General features: G+C 42.2%; 12 protein-coding genes and 1 pseudogene. 6 read left to right on the forward strand and 7 right to left on the reverse strand.

What is annotated here, in order from left to right; genetic code table 11:
• Window positions 1-66: 66 nt before the first annotated feature.
• Entirely contained in the window at window positions 67-882 is an 816-nt protein-coding gene (locus tag D3P12_RS01910; protein WP_118193401.1) for a lytic transglycosylase domain-containing protein, read from the reverse strand.
• A 507-nt stretch (window positions 883-1,389) separates the two neighbouring features.
• Here D3P12_RS01910 and D3P12_RS01915 point away from each other — a divergent pair.
• A pseudogene (locus D3P12_RS01915) lies at window positions 1,390-2,112 on the forward strand (pseudouridine synthase); the annotation flags it as partial.
• Here the strand turns inward: D3P12_RS01915 and D3P12_RS01920 are convergent.
• The 5 genes from D3P12_RS01920 to panC all read right to left on the reverse strand — a co-directional run bounded on the left by D3P12_RS01920 (window position 2,105) and on the right by panC (window position 7,666).
• Complete coding sequence (locus tag D3P12_RS01920) at window positions 2,105-3,886, reverse strand: hypothetical protein (RefSeq protein WP_118193403.1); 1,782 nt, start codon at window positions 3,884-3,886, stop codon at window positions 2,105-2,107. The pseudogene D3P12_RS01915 and the gene D3P12_RS01920 overlap by 8 nt on opposite strands.
• Before the next feature lie 90 nt (window positions 3,887-3,976).
• Window positions 3,977-5,203 carry a peroxiredoxin family protein gene (locus D3P12_RS01925; RefSeq protein WP_118193404.1) on the reverse strand — a complete coding sequence of 409 codons (1,227 nt, stop codon included), beginning with the start codon at window positions 5,201-5,203 and terminating at the stop codon, window positions 3,977-3,979.
• A gap of 24 nt (window positions 5,204-5,227) precedes the next feature.
• Window positions 5,228-6,367: an acyl-CoA dehydrogenase gene (locus tag D3P12_RS01930; RefSeq protein WP_118193405.1), complete on the reverse strand. Its 1,140-nt coding sequence runs from the start codon at window positions 6,365-6,367 to the stop codon at window positions 5,228-5,230.
• Between the two features lie 50 nt (window positions 6,368-6,417).
• Window positions 6,418-6,768 carry an aspartate 1-decarboxylase gene (gene panD / locus D3P12_RS01935; RefSeq protein ID WP_118193406.1) on the reverse strand — a complete coding sequence of 117 codons (351 nt, stop codon included), beginning with the start codon at window positions 6,766-6,768 and terminating at the stop codon, window positions 6,418-6,420.
• Window positions 6,769-6,796: 28 nt separating this feature from the next.
• Window positions 6,797-7,666, reverse strand: coding sequence for a pantoate--beta-alanine ligase (panC, locus tag D3P12_RS01940; RefSeq protein ID WP_118196930.1), 870 nt, complete (start codon window positions 7,664-7,666; stop codon window positions 6,797-6,799).
• Between the two features lie 162 nt (window positions 7,667-7,828).
• On the opposite strand from panC, the gene D3P12_RS01945 reads away from it, so the two are divergent.
• The 4 genes from D3P12_RS01945 (at window position 7,829) to ispF (ending at window position 12,549) form a co-directional block, all read left to right on the forward strand.
• Window positions 7,829-8,650, forward strand: coding sequence for a glycogen/starch synthase (locus tag D3P12_RS01945; RefSeq protein ID WP_118196931.1), 822 nt, complete (start codon window positions 7,829-7,831; stop codon window positions 8,648-8,650).
• Window positions 8,651-8,677: 27 nt separating this feature from the next.
• Window positions 8,678-10,075 (forward strand): DUF4270 family protein, encoded by a 1,398-nt coding sequence (locus D3P12_RS01950; RefSeq protein WP_118193407.1) that lies wholly within the window; start codon window positions 8,678-8,680, stop codon window positions 10,073-10,075.
• Window positions 10,076-10,197: 122 nt separating this feature from the next.
• On the forward strand, window positions 10,198-12,036 hold the full coding sequence (glmS, locus tag D3P12_RS01955; RefSeq protein ID WP_118193408.1) for a glutamine--fructose-6-phosphate transaminase (isomerizing): 1,839 nt from the start codon (window positions 10,198-10,200) through the stop codon (window positions 12,034-12,036).
• 36 nt (window positions 12,037-12,072) lie between these two features.
• Complete coding sequence (ispF, locus tag D3P12_RS01960) at window positions 12,073-12,549, forward strand: 2-C-methyl-D-erythritol 2,4-cyclodiphosphate synthase (RefSeq protein WP_118193409.1); 477 nt, start codon at window positions 12,073-12,075, stop codon at window positions 12,547-12,549.
• On the opposite strand, the gene D3P12_RS01965 is transcribed toward ispF, so the two are convergent.
• Complete coding sequence (locus tag D3P12_RS01965) at window positions 12,535-12,705, reverse strand: FeoB-associated Cys-rich membrane protein (protein WP_118193410.1); 171 nt, start codon at window positions 12,703-12,705, stop codon at window positions 12,535-12,537. The two genes, ispF and D3P12_RS01965, sit on opposite strands and share 15 nt — an antisense overlap.
• Window positions 12,706-12,843: 138 nt before the next feature.
• Here D3P12_RS01965 and typA point away from each other — a divergent pair, with 138 nt between their 5' ends.
• Window positions 12,844-14,649 carry a translational GTPase TypA gene (gene typA / locus D3P12_RS01970; protein ID WP_118193411.1) on the forward strand — a complete coding sequence of 602 codons (1,806 nt, stop codon included), beginning with the start codon at window positions 12,844-12,846 and terminating at the stop codon, window positions 14,647-14,649.
• Window positions 14,650-14,749: the final 100 nt, after the last annotated feature.

Below are 14,749 nucleotides of genomic sequence, written 5' to 3' on the forward strand. Positions count from 1 at the left end.
GGTCAGATCTTTATCGTTCAGATCTGTTGAACAAAAATACGGATAATAAAATGAAAATCTGACCGGTTATAACCTGCCGTTGTCGTCAGATTGCATTACGCTAGAGTTGTCAGCGAGCATGCCACGTCCGTTAGCAGGTTGAAAACCGTAAAGCTCGGGATGCTCGATAACCTCTTTCATAGAAATTACTTTATATACATATACGCGTGTCTCCGGATTTAATGAGAGCTCATAATAGGTCTCTTTATCCTGCGCATTCAATGACCGGAGCAAACTTCCTTCACCTACATTAAATGCAGCTGCTGTCAATGTCCAGTCATCAAATATATTATAAAGGGCTTTGATGTACTTGGCAGCGGCCTCTGTAGATTTGACAATATTATGGCGCTCGTCTACGCTGTCATCTACTCGTAAGCCAAACGACCGCGCGGTTGCGGGCATAAACTGCCAATAGCCCGACGCCCCTTTATGCGAGGTTCCCGACTTTAATCCGCTTTCTACAAGAGGGACATATTTAAAATCTTCGGGAATACCGTGCTTGGCAAGAATTGGCTCGATTACAGGAAACCATTGTTTAGCCAATCGGTGTAACTTATGTGTCCGCAGTTTGGAATATGAGAATTTGTCAAGATTTCTTTTTAAGCGTTTCTCCACCCCCTTCTTGTCGAGAGGGACGAGTTCATCAGCAAAATTTATAGAAGAAAAATATGCTTCTCTTTTTTCAATTTCTAATGCCTCCCGATGTTTTTCAACAAATTCTTCGGCATCAATTTGTGCTATTACTTCATCTTTGGTAGATGCCGGTGTACTATAGATAAACAGTTTTGAGCCTATCAAAATTAGCACCGCTAATGCACATGTGAGCATGTGTTTTTTTATCATTTTTTACCTCTCCTAATGGTTTTGGAAAAATGTGGCGACAAAGATAATAACTATTCCCTTAACTACCAAATAGTTACGTAAAAACTAGCCCTATCACCTTTAAACGACATTTCTAGACCCAGATTTGAGCATCTCATATAAAACCTCTGTCTACATCTAAAATTTAAAAAAATGCCCTACCTTTGCTAATTCATTTTAGGGGTAAATAATATGCCATTCGATAATAAACGGAATAGCCGGGACGGCAGATCCAACAAGGGGGGGAAGTCTAATTACTTTAAGAAAGAAGACAGGTATAAACGTGACAGCGACTCATCGGGGAAGCGTGGAGAACGCACCTTCAACAAAAGAGACCGTTACAAATCCTTTGATAAAGACACATCAAAAGAAAAGTATTCAGATGATAAACGCTACCAGAAAGTCGAATCGGGCAAACGGAAAAGAGTGCGTTCACGGAGTAAAAATGACGACAGAGCTCAAACCCCAACCTACAAAACAGAAACAATCGACGATGGATTAATCCGTCTGAATCGTTATATCGCGAATGCGGGTGTTTGTTCACGCAGAAAAGCTGATGAATTAATTGAAGCTGGCGTAATCAGCATCAATGGAGAAATCGTAACTTCACTGGGAACAAAAGTAGATCCGACTAAAGATGAAGTTGGCTATAATGGAGAGCGGTTGAGACGGGAAAAACTTGTTTACGTTCTCTTAAACAAACCCAAAGATTATATAACAACTACGGATGATCCGCAAGAGCGGAAAACTGTGATGCATCTGGTTCAGAAAGCGAGTAAGGAACGTATCTATCCGGTTGGGCGACTAGACCGCAATACGACCGGGCTCTTACTCATGACGAATGACGGCGATTTAGCGGATAAACTATCACACCCACGAAATACGATCACCAAAATATATCACGTCGAACTTAATAAGAACCTTACTCAAGGGGACTTCAATAAAATAGAGTATGGATTGGAGCTTGAAGATGGTTTCATTAAACCTGATTCTGTTAGCTTTATACAGGGCGCAGGCAAGAACGAAGTTGGCATCCAGATCCACAGCGGAAAGAACCGCATTGTCAGGCGGATTTTTGAGCATCTTCAATACGATGTTATTAAACTTGACCGGGTGATCTACGCAAACCTAACAAAGAAAGACTTGCCGCGCGGACGCTGGCGCCATCTTGAGGAAAAAGAAGTGATCCAGCTGAAGCACTTTGTTAAATAAGTTCCGCAAGGTTTCGTTCTAATTGCTGTATATCAAGGAGCATCCTTTTTTTATAGGTCTCGGTCTCATTAGAAATGAAAGGGATCAGGCTCTTATAATATTCTATCCCCTCTTGCAATTGTGATCTAAATCGCGCAAAGTACTTATCCTTTTTGTCTGAAAGCTGAGTAATATGCTGCTGAATATCTTTTTGAAGGTATTCAACATACAGCTTCAATTCGTTAACAAAGATGTTCGACCGATTTACACTTTTAAGCAGACTCCCCTTTCCATAAATATGATTTACCATCTCCTGTAGCGAATATTTGCCCGAGAAATACGCAATATTGGGGCCGGGACAAATTGAAACTGCGCGTTCTTCGCGTGGCTTCAATAGACCATTTTTAATATAAACAGATGTAGCCAAGCCCTCACACAAACAAACCTTCTCCGTGATCCGATCAAACTCTTTCTTATATGCTGCGGATGAAAGGCTTTCTTGCTTATCCAATTCCTTCAGTTTAAGAGATTGATATTCCCGGGATGCGGTGCAGATCGGCTTATCAGTAAACTCCGTATTCGACACCAAATACTTTTTCTTACAAGGGCTACCGGGTCGTCCTTTTTTTATACGTTCTAGGCGCAATAATTCGGCTGATGATCCACGAAAGTTGTTAAAAGGCACGCCGAGCGGCGAAGAACCGCTGATGTAAAAATCGGACTGCTCAGCGATAATTAACTTATCCAAGGTCGTCTCATCGACATTTGTCGCTTCCGGAACAAGCAGAAAAGGACTACCCCAACCTGTCCCGTCAAGTTTAAAATGCTCCAATAAAAAGCTGTTTTCCTCCGCGGTACCGATACCACCCTGCACGGTTACCCTCATTTCTGGTATAGCGGAAACATACAAGCCCTTCGCTTTGAGCGATGATTGATACATGTCAAATACTGTATACAAAAGTTCCGTTCGCTTCTGTTTGAACTCTTCTAAGATCGGCCCCAGTAAAAGGCCTTCAGTTGCAAAGGCATGACCACCGCAGTTCAGACCCGATTCAATTCTGAATTCGGAAACCCACAATCCCTTCTTCGCTAAAAATTTGGCCTGGATTAAAGCCGAGCGAAAATCACTCACCTTAAGTATAATTCTCTTTTTTAATCGCCCCTGCTTATGCGGATAGAAATCAGGATAGGTCTCTAATGAGCTATATAAGCGGGGGTTCATACCAGCTGAAAGTATAATTGACGATTCAAGGTCAGATTGCGCAAAACCTCGTACAGCAGCAACTGCATCCGTAAATTGATCGCCTAACGATTTACCATTCGTTTCATAGTTCACTTTATCTACCTTCGACATTATATTCACATCGATTTCACCACATCGTATTTTACTCTTCAGTATTTTTTGAATTGCTGCTTTTTCACGAGCATCTGTCATGAGGAGCATTTGTAGATATTGCTGCTTTAGTTCGGAATGATCTGGTAGCAGTTCAAAATACTTTGTAATTTCTGTCCCTTCTACAAAGTCCGATTTGAGAAGGTTCTTAAATTGTGAGCGAACAATTTGTTGAAGCAAGTTCAGATAAGCAGTAATCCGCCGAGCACGGAAGTCTGGCTCTTGCTTATTGATCGGAACAAATTCTTCACCAATTTTGTGTGAATAATACTCACGCATACGCTCTATCAAAATATCATCGACGATGGAAACAACAGATGAAATACCATAACGGGCAACCTTTACGGGCGTATCGATGGAAAATGCCAAACCTAATACAGGTATGTGAAAAACGTGACTCATAATAAACCATTACTTTATAAAGGGGTAAAGTGAATGATTCTTATGGAACCAGAAGATAACGAATATCACATAAAAGAATAATTGTGCCGACTATTCTGCTAGCAATTCGATAATTGTTTGCTCAAATTGTGTGATATAATCGACATAGGCCTGACCGGTCGCCGGACCATTGAAGCCAGTATGAATAGAATGCACTTCGCCTTTCTTATTAATAATAATAGTCGACGGGAAAGCATTGAAACTCTCCATTTCCGGCAGGCTTTCCAATACCTGGCTATTCGTATAACCGGTTAGTAAAACAGGATAGGCCATATCAAAACGATCCATCAGATTCGTGACCGCCTTCTTAGCCCTTTCAGGTTCGGCGTAGCGCTCATAAGCAAGTGCTAGCACCTCAGCACCTTTTTCTTTATATTTCCTATAAAAAGAGTTAAGGTAGATTGTCTCGTCCATACAGTTTGGACACCAAGACCCTAAAAACTGCAGGATAACAACCTTATTTTTATAGCGATCATCCGATAACGAAACAAGGTTCCCTTCCGTATCAGGAAACTCAAAGCTCAGTGTATTATATCCTTCTTTTAATTTAGTAAGAGAATAAGCGTCGGCGAGTGCTGCATTGGGGTCCTTCTTAGCCTGCCATTTGGAATGATTAGCTGGTCCGGAATACATATCTCCGGTCATTGCATCTCCACTGATCGTTGCTGTAAACAACGAAGGACTCATTCCACCGTAGGCCGATATACGCAACATATCTCCATCTACCTCGCCACTCAGGAATCGATAGTCACCATAATTCGTTAAAAATGTCCCTTGAACTAAATTTCCTTCCTGAACAAACTCACCGATGGCCAGTGTCGTATCCTTCGTATTCTCCTTTGTGAACACCACGGACCAACGTCCTGAAACATCGGCCTTTGAAGCCTTGGGCTCTTTAACAAAACGCCAGTCTGCCCCATATTCGGCTGTAAAGGGCATGCTTTGGGTCAAATTAGGAAGTGTCCGGACCCATGTCCCTTCCAGTGTTTTATCTCCAAGCTTAGCTCGAATCTCGGTTTCATATAGAGGTGTTCTGAAAAAAACCGAATCACCCTCAATCTGTAATTCATTGATATTAAGGCGCTCCTCACCATTTATGAAAGCGATTTGTTTGGTGCCGGCCGAGTCATAAACCTCAAAATTAAAAGGGATTTCAATTGTCGAATCCGTCTGAAAAGTTCCTCTCCAGATTCCGTTATCCAGCTGAGCAGGTTTACGGCCACACCCAGCAATTAATATACATATGAAAACACAAACGATTGGGAATCTATATCTCATCACAGTTTTTTTCGGTAAATATAGTTATTTAAGTATTTCCCGCGCAATAACCAGGCGCTGAATTTCAGACGTGCCTTCATATATTTGAGTAATTTTGGCATCTCGCATGAGCCGTTCAACGTGGTATTCTTTAACATAACCATAACCTCCGTGAATCTGCACTGCGTCTACCGTAACCTTCATCGCAACCTCCGATGCTTTCAGTTTAGCCATGGAAGCAGCCTCGGTATATGGCTGACCTTGATCTTTCAACCAAGCTGCCTTCAAACACAATAAACGAGCAGCCTCGATCTCCATAGCCATATCCGCTAACTTAAAGCTGATGGCCTGCAGGCTCGCAATAGGCTTACCGAAAGCAATTCGCTCTTTGGCATATTGTAACGCCAGTTCGTAGGCACCCGATGCGATACCCAATGCTTGGGCTGCGATACCAATCCTCCCGCCTTCCAGTGTTTTCATGGCAAACTTAAATCCAAAACCATCATCTCCGATCCGGTTCTCTTTTGGAACTATAACGTTGTCAAAATGTAATGAATGGGTGTCAGACCCGCGAATACCCATTTTATTTTCTTTGGGGCCGATCGTAAAACCAGGCATATCCTTTTCAACGATTAAAACATTAATCCCCTTTGATCCTCGCTCTGGATGGGTTTGAGCAATTACAAGGTACACTGATGCAGAACTGCCATTGGTTATCCAATTTTTCGTACCGTTTAATAAATAATGGTCTCCTTTATCTTCCGCAGTCGTATGTTGCGAGGAGGCGTCCGAACCGGCCTCCGGTTCAGACAAGCAGAATGCACCGATCACTTCACCAGCGGCAAGAGGTTTAAGGTATTTTTCCTTTTGCTCAGCTGTACCATAGGTTTGCAAACCATAACAAACCAGTGAATTGTTTACTGAAACGACGACCGATGCACTGGCATCTATTTTGGAAAGCTCTTCCATAACCAATACATATGAGACGGTATCCAAGCCAGATCCATTATATTGAGGATCGACCATCATACCGAGAAAGCCCAGTTCACCTAATTTCTTAATCTGTTCCGCTGGGAAGAGTTGGTTTTCGTCCCGGTCTATCACGCCGGGTTTCAGTTCAGTTTGAGCAAAATCGCGAGCCGCGTCGCGGACCATCTTTTGCTCTTCGGTTAGTTCGAACATCATGACAGCATTTTTTATAAAATTACAAAAAAATGCTATGCACGCATAAATTATTATTTAATTAGCCTGTTATTATCGTCTGGGAATATGAGACGAGGCTGGTAGTTTCGGCCCTCTTCCATCGTCATCTGAGCATAGGAAATGATAATAATAACATCACCGACCTGCGCTAAACGTGCCGCTGCACCATTCAAACATATAACACCCGAACCTCGCTCACCTTTTATTACGTAAGTCTCAAAACGAGCACCATTGTTGTTGTTGACAATTTGCACCTTTTCATTCGGGATAATGTTTGCCGCATCAATCAAATCTTCATCAATAGTTATACTACCAACATAATTCAACTCCGCCTGCGTAACACGCGCACGGTGAATCTTTGACTTCATTACCTCAATAATCATAATGCAAAATTACGAAAAAATATGAATTCTATGATTTCGGTGAATTTCCGCCCGGGATTAACATATTGTCTATCAACCGAACACCTTCTACCCAGGCAGCTACTAAGACAATTAGACTGACACCTGCTGTGGGCTGACCGACCGGGAGAAGAGTCTCTCGGTCGCATATTTCGAAATATTCAACATCCACCCCTTCTGCATTCTTTAGGATTGAAATCGCCTCCTCTCTTATTTCTGAATAAGAAGCTCTTTCTTCCGCTATATGATCGGAAGCATATTGAAGCGCTTTCGATAACGCCAAGGCTTGTGTTTTCCCATGATCCGATAATCGTACGTTTCTTGAACTCATGGCCAGACCATTCGAGTCGCGAACCGTAGGGCATAGTTTTAATTCGACCGGCAATCGGAATATTTCTACCATTCTCTTTATTACAGCAAACTGTTGGTAATCTTTCTGCCCAAAGCTTGCGATATCTGGACCAACTGCATCAAAGAGTTTTTTAACAATCTGCGTAACCCCTTGAAAGTGACCAGGTCGGAATGCCCCTTCTAATATAGTATCCAAACCATCAAGGTCAATATTCCACTCCTCACTGCCTGAATACATCTCCTCTACCTCGGGGAGAAAAAGCACATCACAGCCAATCTGCTCCAACATATGAATATCTTGTTCGATGGGTCGGGGATATTTAGCCAGATCCTCTTTGTTATTAAACTGGGTAGGATTAACAAAAATACTGCAAACAAGAATATCACTAAGTTTTTGAGTGTGTTGCATAAGGGAAAGATGACCTTGATGCAAAGCTCCCATCGTAGTCACTAGACCGATCCTTTTACCCTCGTTGCGCATGTTATCGAGATGCGCACCTAAGTCATTTTTTGTTGTAAATATAAGCACAGATAACGCTTTAGAAAATACCGCCAAAAATGGCAAATTCTATTGGTAAAGCAAAGGGTTTTTCGTAATACATTGATAAATTGACAGATAATGCTTATCTTTGCATACCTGTCAGCTAAGACTCGATTACAAAATACACAAAATACAAATAAATTATTGGAGATGGCAAAAACAAAGATATTGTTTATTACGCACGAGATGGCGCCTTTCCTTGAACTAAGCAAAATTTCAGAAATAACCCGACAGTTACCTCAGGCAATGCAGGAAAAAGGCTTTGAGATCCGAATCCTTATGCCTCGCTTCGGCACGATCAATGAGCGTAGAAACCGGTTACATGAAGTCATACGCTTATCAGGAATGAATATTGTCGTGGACAACAATGACAACCCTTTAATAATCAAGGTAGCGTCGATTCCAGCGGCAAGAATGCAAGTTTACTTTTTAGACAACGATGAATATTTTCATCGCAAGCAGGTGTTTAGAGACAAAAGCAATAAATTCTTTGCAGACAACGACGAGAGGGCAATATTCTTCTGTAAAGGAGCATTAGAAACGGTTAAAAAATTAGGATGGGCACCCGATGTGGTTCACTGTCACGGATGGATGAGCACATTGATTCCGGCCTATTTGAAAACAGCCTATAAAGACGATCCTACATACAAGGAATCCAAAGTAATCTACTCTTTATACAATGACCACTTCCCAGAAGCTCTCGGAGAGGGCTTTAAAAAGAAAGCACTTACCTCTTCAATGAAAGAAGATCAGTTAGCCGAGTACGGAAATGGCGATCACACCAGCCTTTATCAGGGAGCCATTTCTTATTCTGATGCGGTCGTAATAGCAGAAGAGAACGTCAGTGAGGATCTGTTAAAATTTGTTAAAAAAGCAGATATTCCTCTTACCAACGCTGAAAAAGATGAAGATTTCGAAAATTATTGCAACCTTTACGAGCAATTTGCGAGCGAAGAGCTTGAAACTGCATAATTGTTGGTTAGTTTTCAATTTTAACATATGAGATATCATTTACGAGACTTATTAACTTTGTTGATAAGTCTCTTTATTTTAAGCGGTTGTGATAACCCTTCAAAAGTTGGTTTAGATGTTGATCCCGGAGATCAAATTAATGGCGTCCTCATCGACACCTTAGAAATCAACGCTTCAACCGTTAAACAAGATAGTATTTTCACCAAAGGTTTAGCACAATTACCACTAGGATACCTCAAAGATCCGATAATTGGCGAAAGTAACGCATCAATTCAATTCGCGGTTCAAAACGTATCAAACGGGGATTCCCGTATACCTCTTAATGCTACTGTAGATTCCGCGGTATTGATTATCAACTATGGTCAAGACTTTTTTGGCGACTCATTGAATTCATCTACAACTGTTGAGGTGAAGCAGCTAAGTGTTCCTTATGAAGTTGGAAAAAATTATCCGACCAATGCAAAGTGGGAAGTGGATCCTTCGCTTTGGGGGAGTAAGGCCGTCAATAAATTTGCTTATAACGATAGTATTCGAGTTAATTCAGTGATTGATGGAAAAGATACCGTCGTTCGTGTAGGTCCGCAACTTCGGATTCCGCTCGACAAGGAAAAAGTAACTGAACTATTTGATGGCAATATCGACTCTGCAGTTTTTAATGAACATGATTTTTACCACAACCGGGTCAAGGGTTTCCAAGTAAGTGTTAATAAAGAGACTCAAAGTGGTGTCGGCGGCATTATTCACTTAGCGATAAGTGATAATAGCCAAAACGGTCTGATTGTCTACTACAAAACACCAGACACAACGCTTCAGAAAAATAAATTTTATTTAATATCTCCAAGCAACGCTGCAGCATCGATAAATCATGTATATTCTACTGAAGTGCAAAGCCAGCTTGATAACCCGGGAAATAATTATGAGACCGTTTATACACAAGGCTTGGGAGGTCTGCGTATTAAATTATCTCTTCCGACAATCTCTGCGCTTCAAAACCAGGATATGATCATTAACAAAGCTGAATTAGTTATCTTGGCTGATGAGGAGACTACCGGATCTGCTTTTAACAAACAAGCTCCGCGTTTAACCCTATACCGGGAAGATATCGCGGGTCAACGCAGACCTGTCCCCGATGGGGATACAAATGAGAATAACCGCGACCCACGCAGTTTCGGTCTTGCATTCGGAGGAAAGTACAACGCTGAAAAGAAACAGTATTCATTTATACTGACATCTTATATACAGGATATCCTTTTAGGGAAAATAAACAATGCTCAGTTTTTTATAGAACCAGCAGCCAACATCTACTCTAACGTGGTACCTTATCAGGCAAATATCTACTCAGCTTCACGAGCTATTTTGGGCACCTTCAATAACCCGAACTACAAGATGAAACTAAACATCTACTACACGAAGACAAACGATTGATTAGCGCTAATCAATCGTTTGTGTAGATAACATAAATTTTCTGTTATTTTTAGTAAACTGTCATTGAAAGTCGGATATTTTTCCGACTTTCGATTTTTATTGACTAAAAATAACAAGAACATATGTGTGGAATTGTTGGATATATTGGGAAAGAACAGGCGTGGCCAGTTATAATAAAAGGTTTAAAACGTCTGGAATATAGAGGCTACGATAGTGCCGGAATTGCTTTAGCGTCCTCCAACGGGATCACAGCTTACAAGAAAGCAGGTAAAGTTTCGGTTTTAGAAGAATTCGCTAACGGTGAAGATCAAAGTGGAACTGTCGGAATCGGACATACGCGCTGGGCTACACATGGAGAGCCGTCGGACCGAAATGCTCACCCCCATCTTTCCGGGAATGAGCGCTTGGCGATCGTCCATAATGGAATAATTGAGAACTACGCAATTATCAAAGAAACATTGATCAGCAACGGTCATAATTTCTTAAGTGACACAGACACCGAAGTCCTTGTTCACCTCATCGAAGATATCCAACAGGCGGAACAGTGTGACTTAACCGAGGCGGTTCGCCTGACGTTGACACAGGTTGTCGGTGCATACGCAATCGTCATAATAGACAAAGAAAACCCTAACCAGCTCGTTGCTGCACGGAAAGGCAGTCCAATGGTCATAGGTGTCGGTGAAGATGAGTACATTATAGGATCAGATGCTTCTCCTATTATAGAATACACAAAAAACATTATCTACCTCAAAGATGAAGAGATAGCCACCATTACGCCCAACAGCATTGAGATTAGAACGATAGACAATGAAATACAAACGCCCTTTGTACACCGTTTAGAGTTAAAGCTTGAAATGCTCGAAAAAGCTGGTTACGACCACTTTATGCTGAAGGAAATCTACGAGCAGCCGCGGTCTATACGCGATTGCCTGCGTGGGAGAATCAGTCCCGACGAAGGCACCGTCCAGCTAGGAGGTTTAAAAGACTATGATGACAAATTAAAGCAGGCAAACCGCATTATCATTATTGCTTGTGGAACCTCATGGCATGCGGGATTAGTGGGTGAGTACTTAATTGAAAATTACGCACGGATTCCGGTTGAGGTTGAATACGCCTCCGAATTCCGCTACCGCAATCCGGTTGTTTCCGAAAATGATATTGTAATTGCTATTTCCCAATCAGGCGAGACCGCCGATACCATGGCAGCACTCGAGCTTGCAAAATCAAAAGGCGCATTAATCTTAGGGATTTGCAATGTTGTCGGCTCTTCAATAACCCGCTTAACTGATGGTGGCGCATATACACATGCCGGACCAGAAATTGGGGTGGCGTCTACCAAAGCATTTACAGCACAGGTGACCGTTATCAGCTTGATGGCCTTCTATATGGCACAATTGCGGGAAACTACAGATCGGTCAAGTCTTAAAAAACTCTTAAAAGAATTGGACACCATGCCATCTTTGGTTGAAAAATGCCTGGCAACTGAAGAAGCAACGAAGTACATTGCAGAGGAAATTAAAGATGCGGTCAGCTGCCTATTTCTCGGTCGCGGTACCGGTTTCCCGGTAGCATTAGAAGGGGCACTCAAACTGAAGGAAATTTCCTATATCCACGCAGAAGGCTACCCGGCCGCTGAAATGAAACACGGACCCATCGCTTTAATCGACAACGAGCTTCCTGTAGTAGTAGTGGCTACCAAGAATTCGTCCTACGAAAAAGTGCTTAGCAACATCCAAGAAGTAAAAGCGCGGAAGGGCAAGGTCATCGCAGTCATAACCGAGGGCGACGAGAAGATCAAGGAAGTAGCAGATTTCGTTCTTGAAATACCGGATGCACATGAAAGTTTCCTTCCCTTGTTAGCCACTGTGCCGCTGCAACTCTTATCATACCATGTCGCCTTACTCCGTGGATGCAATGTTGATCAGCCCCGGAATCTGGCCAAATCGGTTACTGTTGAATAAAAATCGTATGTTTGAAGCAATTCAATTGCTTTTTATATGAAGATTAAAGTAGGATTTGGTTTTGACGTACACCAACTAAAAGAAGGGCACCCTTTCGTATTGGGGGGTGTTCTCCTTGACCACCATGCTGGAGCCTTTGGCCACTCGGATGCCGACGTACTAGCACATGCTATCTGTGATTCCATTCTTGGAGCCGCAAACCTGGAGGACATCGGCTATCATTTCCCAAACACAGACCCCAAGTGGAAAGGCGTTAATAGCCTTAGCCTGTTGGAAAAATGCATTGTTATGCTTGAAGAAAAAGGATGGAAACTGGGAAATATCGATGCCATGCTATGCATTGAAGCTCCGAAAATAAAACCATATATTCCTGAAATGAAGAAGAACATTGCTAATGCAGCGAAAATAAGCATTGATGATATATCCATTAAAGCCACCACCAATGAAACGATGGGCTTTATCGGCCGCGAAGAAGGGGTAGTCGCTTATTCGGTTTGTCTAATCTCTAGATGATGCAGGCTTCTCCAAATTGCTAAGCGTATCACAGCCACAGCATGATTTACATGCTCCTTTTTTCTTGCCAGGCTTAATGCTAAAGTAGATCATCCTGGCTAGGTAGAAAAGTGCTCCCGCAAAAATAGCTATAACGAGGATTAACTGAATATCCATATATACAAAGCTAAGCTTTCATGTTCATAATCATGAAAAAAAATCACAATAACTCTAAAAAAACAGTGGAACGTAACAAATTTTTCGAATGTGAATACCTATCTTTGCGAAAAATTTCGAGTATCCAGTACCGATAAAATGCAGAAAATCAGAAATATAGCAATTATTGCTCACGTTGACCACGGTAAAACCACCCTTGTTGACAAACTACTACACTCAAGTAACCTCTTTCGTGAAGGGGAAGAGTCCGGAGAACTTATTCTTGATAACAATGATCTTGAGAGGGAACGCGGTATCACCATTGTTTCAAAAAACGTGTCGATTCAATATAAAGATGTTAAGATCAACGTTATTGACACACCCGGTCACGCCGATTTCGGAGGCGAGGTTGAGCGGGTGCTCAAAATGGCTGATGGCGTAATCCTATTGGTAGATGCCTTTGAGGGCCCTATGCCGCAGACACGTTTTGTAACACAAAAAGCACTCGGTTTGGGTCTTAAGCCAATTGTTGTTGTTAACAAAGTAGATAAAGAGAATTGCCGCCCAGACGAAGTTTACGAATCTGTATGGGAATTATTCTTTAACCTAGATGCCAATGACGAGCAATTAGACTTCCCGGTGTTATATGGTTCCTCTAAACAAGGATGGATGTCGACTGATTGGAAGAAACCAAGCGAAAGCTTCGAACCTCTATTAGACGCTATCTTGGAACACATCCCACCGGCACCTACGAATGAAGGTACACTTCAAATGCAAATTACATCGCTGGATTACTCTTCTTTCGTAGGTCGGATCGCGATTGGCCGTGTTGCACGCGGAGTTATCAAAGAAAACCAGCCGATTTCCCTTGTAAAGAGAGACGGTAAAATCGTGAAGTCCCGTGTTAAGGAATTACATACCTTCGTGGGCTTAGGGAAAATGAAAGTTTCTGAAGTTAAGGCCGGCGATATCTGTGCTGTTGTTGGAATCGACGGATTTGATATTGGCGATACACTCGCTGATTTTGAAAACCCCGAACAACTAGAAGTAATCCATATCGATGAACCGACCATGAATATGTTGTTCACGATAAACAATTCACCATTCTTTGGTAAAGAGGGTAAATTTGTAACCTCTCGTCACCTTCATGAGCGCTTATACAAAGAGATGGAGAAAAACCTTGCCCTTAAAGTAGTGCCTACTGATTCGGCTGACGCGTTCTTGGTATACGGCCGAGGAATCCTCCATCTTTCCGTATTAATTGAAACCATGCGCCGCGAGGGTTATGAGCTTCAGGTTGGTCAACCTCAGGTGATACTTAAGGAAATTGACGGACAGAAATGTGAGCCAGTTGAGATACTCATCGTTGATGTCCCTGCTGAGGTATCAGGTAAAGTTATCGAGCTCGTTACTCAGCGTAAAGGCGAGCTCCTGATCATGGAGACCAAAGGAACTCTTCAGCATTTAGAATTTGAGATTCCTTCGCGGGGCATTATCGGACTCCGAAATAATGTGTTAACGGCCACCGCCGGGGAAGCTGTTATGGCTCACCGATTTAAGAGCTACGAACCATGGAAGGGCACGATACCTGGTCGCCTAAACGGTGTTTTGGTATCCATGGAAAAAGGTCAGACCACCGCTTACTCAATCGATAAACTTCAAGATCGCGGTCGCTTTTTTGTCGATCCAGGTGTAGATGTCTATGAAGGACAGATCGTTGGAGAGCATATTCGCGAGAATGACTTGGTTGTCAATATTGTAAAAGGGAAACAACTTACGAATATGCGTGCCTCTGGTAGTGATGACAATACTCGTATTGCACCAGCGATTAAATTTTCACTTGAAGAATCTATGGAATACATCCAAGGCGATGAGTATATTGAGGTAACACCTAAAAACATTCGCCTGCGTAAGATTTACCTGAAAGAAGCCGACCGTAAAGTAAACGCAAAGAAGTTTCAGTAACGGTTTGAGCTCGGCGGTCTTCAGCGAATTAATGCTAGTGATAGCATGTTAAAAACCGCTGCTGAACCGTGGAGAAATAAAGGAAAATCCAGAGCATACT

Origin of the sequence: Pedobacter indicus, assembly GCF_003449035.1 — a bacterium.
Classification (GTDB): Bacteria; Bacteroidota; Bacteroidia; order Sphingobacteriales; family Sphingobacteriaceae; genus Albibacterium; species Albibacterium indicum.

Excerpts from the sequence above, each read along its gene's own strand:
- D3P12_RS01910 (WP_118193401.1), bottom strand. The coding sequence starts at position 882 with ATGATAAAAAAACACATGCTCACATGTGCATTAGCGGTGCTAATTTTG.
- D3P12_RS01920 (WP_118193403.1), bottom strand. The coding sequence starts at position 3,886 with ATGAGTCACGTTTTTCACATACCTGTATTAGGTTTGGCATTTTCCATC.
- D3P12_RS01925 (WP_118193404.1), bottom strand. The coding sequence starts at position 5,203 with ATGAGATATAGATTCCCAATCGTTTGTGTTTTCATATGTATATTAATT.
- D3P12_RS01930 (WP_118193405.1), bottom strand. The coding sequence starts at position 6,367 with ATGATGTTCGAACTAACCGAAGAGCAAAAGATGGTCCGCGACGCGGCT.
- panD (WP_118193406.1), bottom strand. The coding sequence starts at position 6,768 with ATGATTATTGAGGTAATGAAGTCAAAGATTCACCGTGCGCGTGTTACG.
- D3P12_RS01945 (WP_118196931.1), top strand. The coding sequence starts at position 7,829 with ATGGCAAAAACAAAGATATTGTTTATTACGCACGAGATGGCGCCTTTC.
- D3P12_RS01950 (WP_118193407.1), top strand. The coding sequence starts at position 8,678 with ATGAGATATCATTTACGAGACTTATTAACTTTGTTGATAAGTCTCTTT.
- glmS (WP_118193408.1), top strand. The coding sequence starts at position 10,198 with ATGTGTGGAATTGTTGGATATATTGGGAAAGAACAGGCGTGGCCAGTT.
- ispF (WP_118193409.1), top strand. The coding sequence starts at position 12,073 with ATGAAGATTAAAGTAGGATTTGGTTTTGACGTACACCAACTAAAAGAA.
- D3P12_RS01965 (WP_118193410.1), bottom strand. The coding sequence starts at position 12,705 with ATGGATATTCAGTTAATCCTCGTTATAGCTATTTTTGCGGGAGCACTT.
- typA (WP_118193411.1), top strand. The coding sequence starts at position 12,844 with ATGCAGAAAATCAGAAATATAGCAATTATTGCTCACGTTGACCACGGT.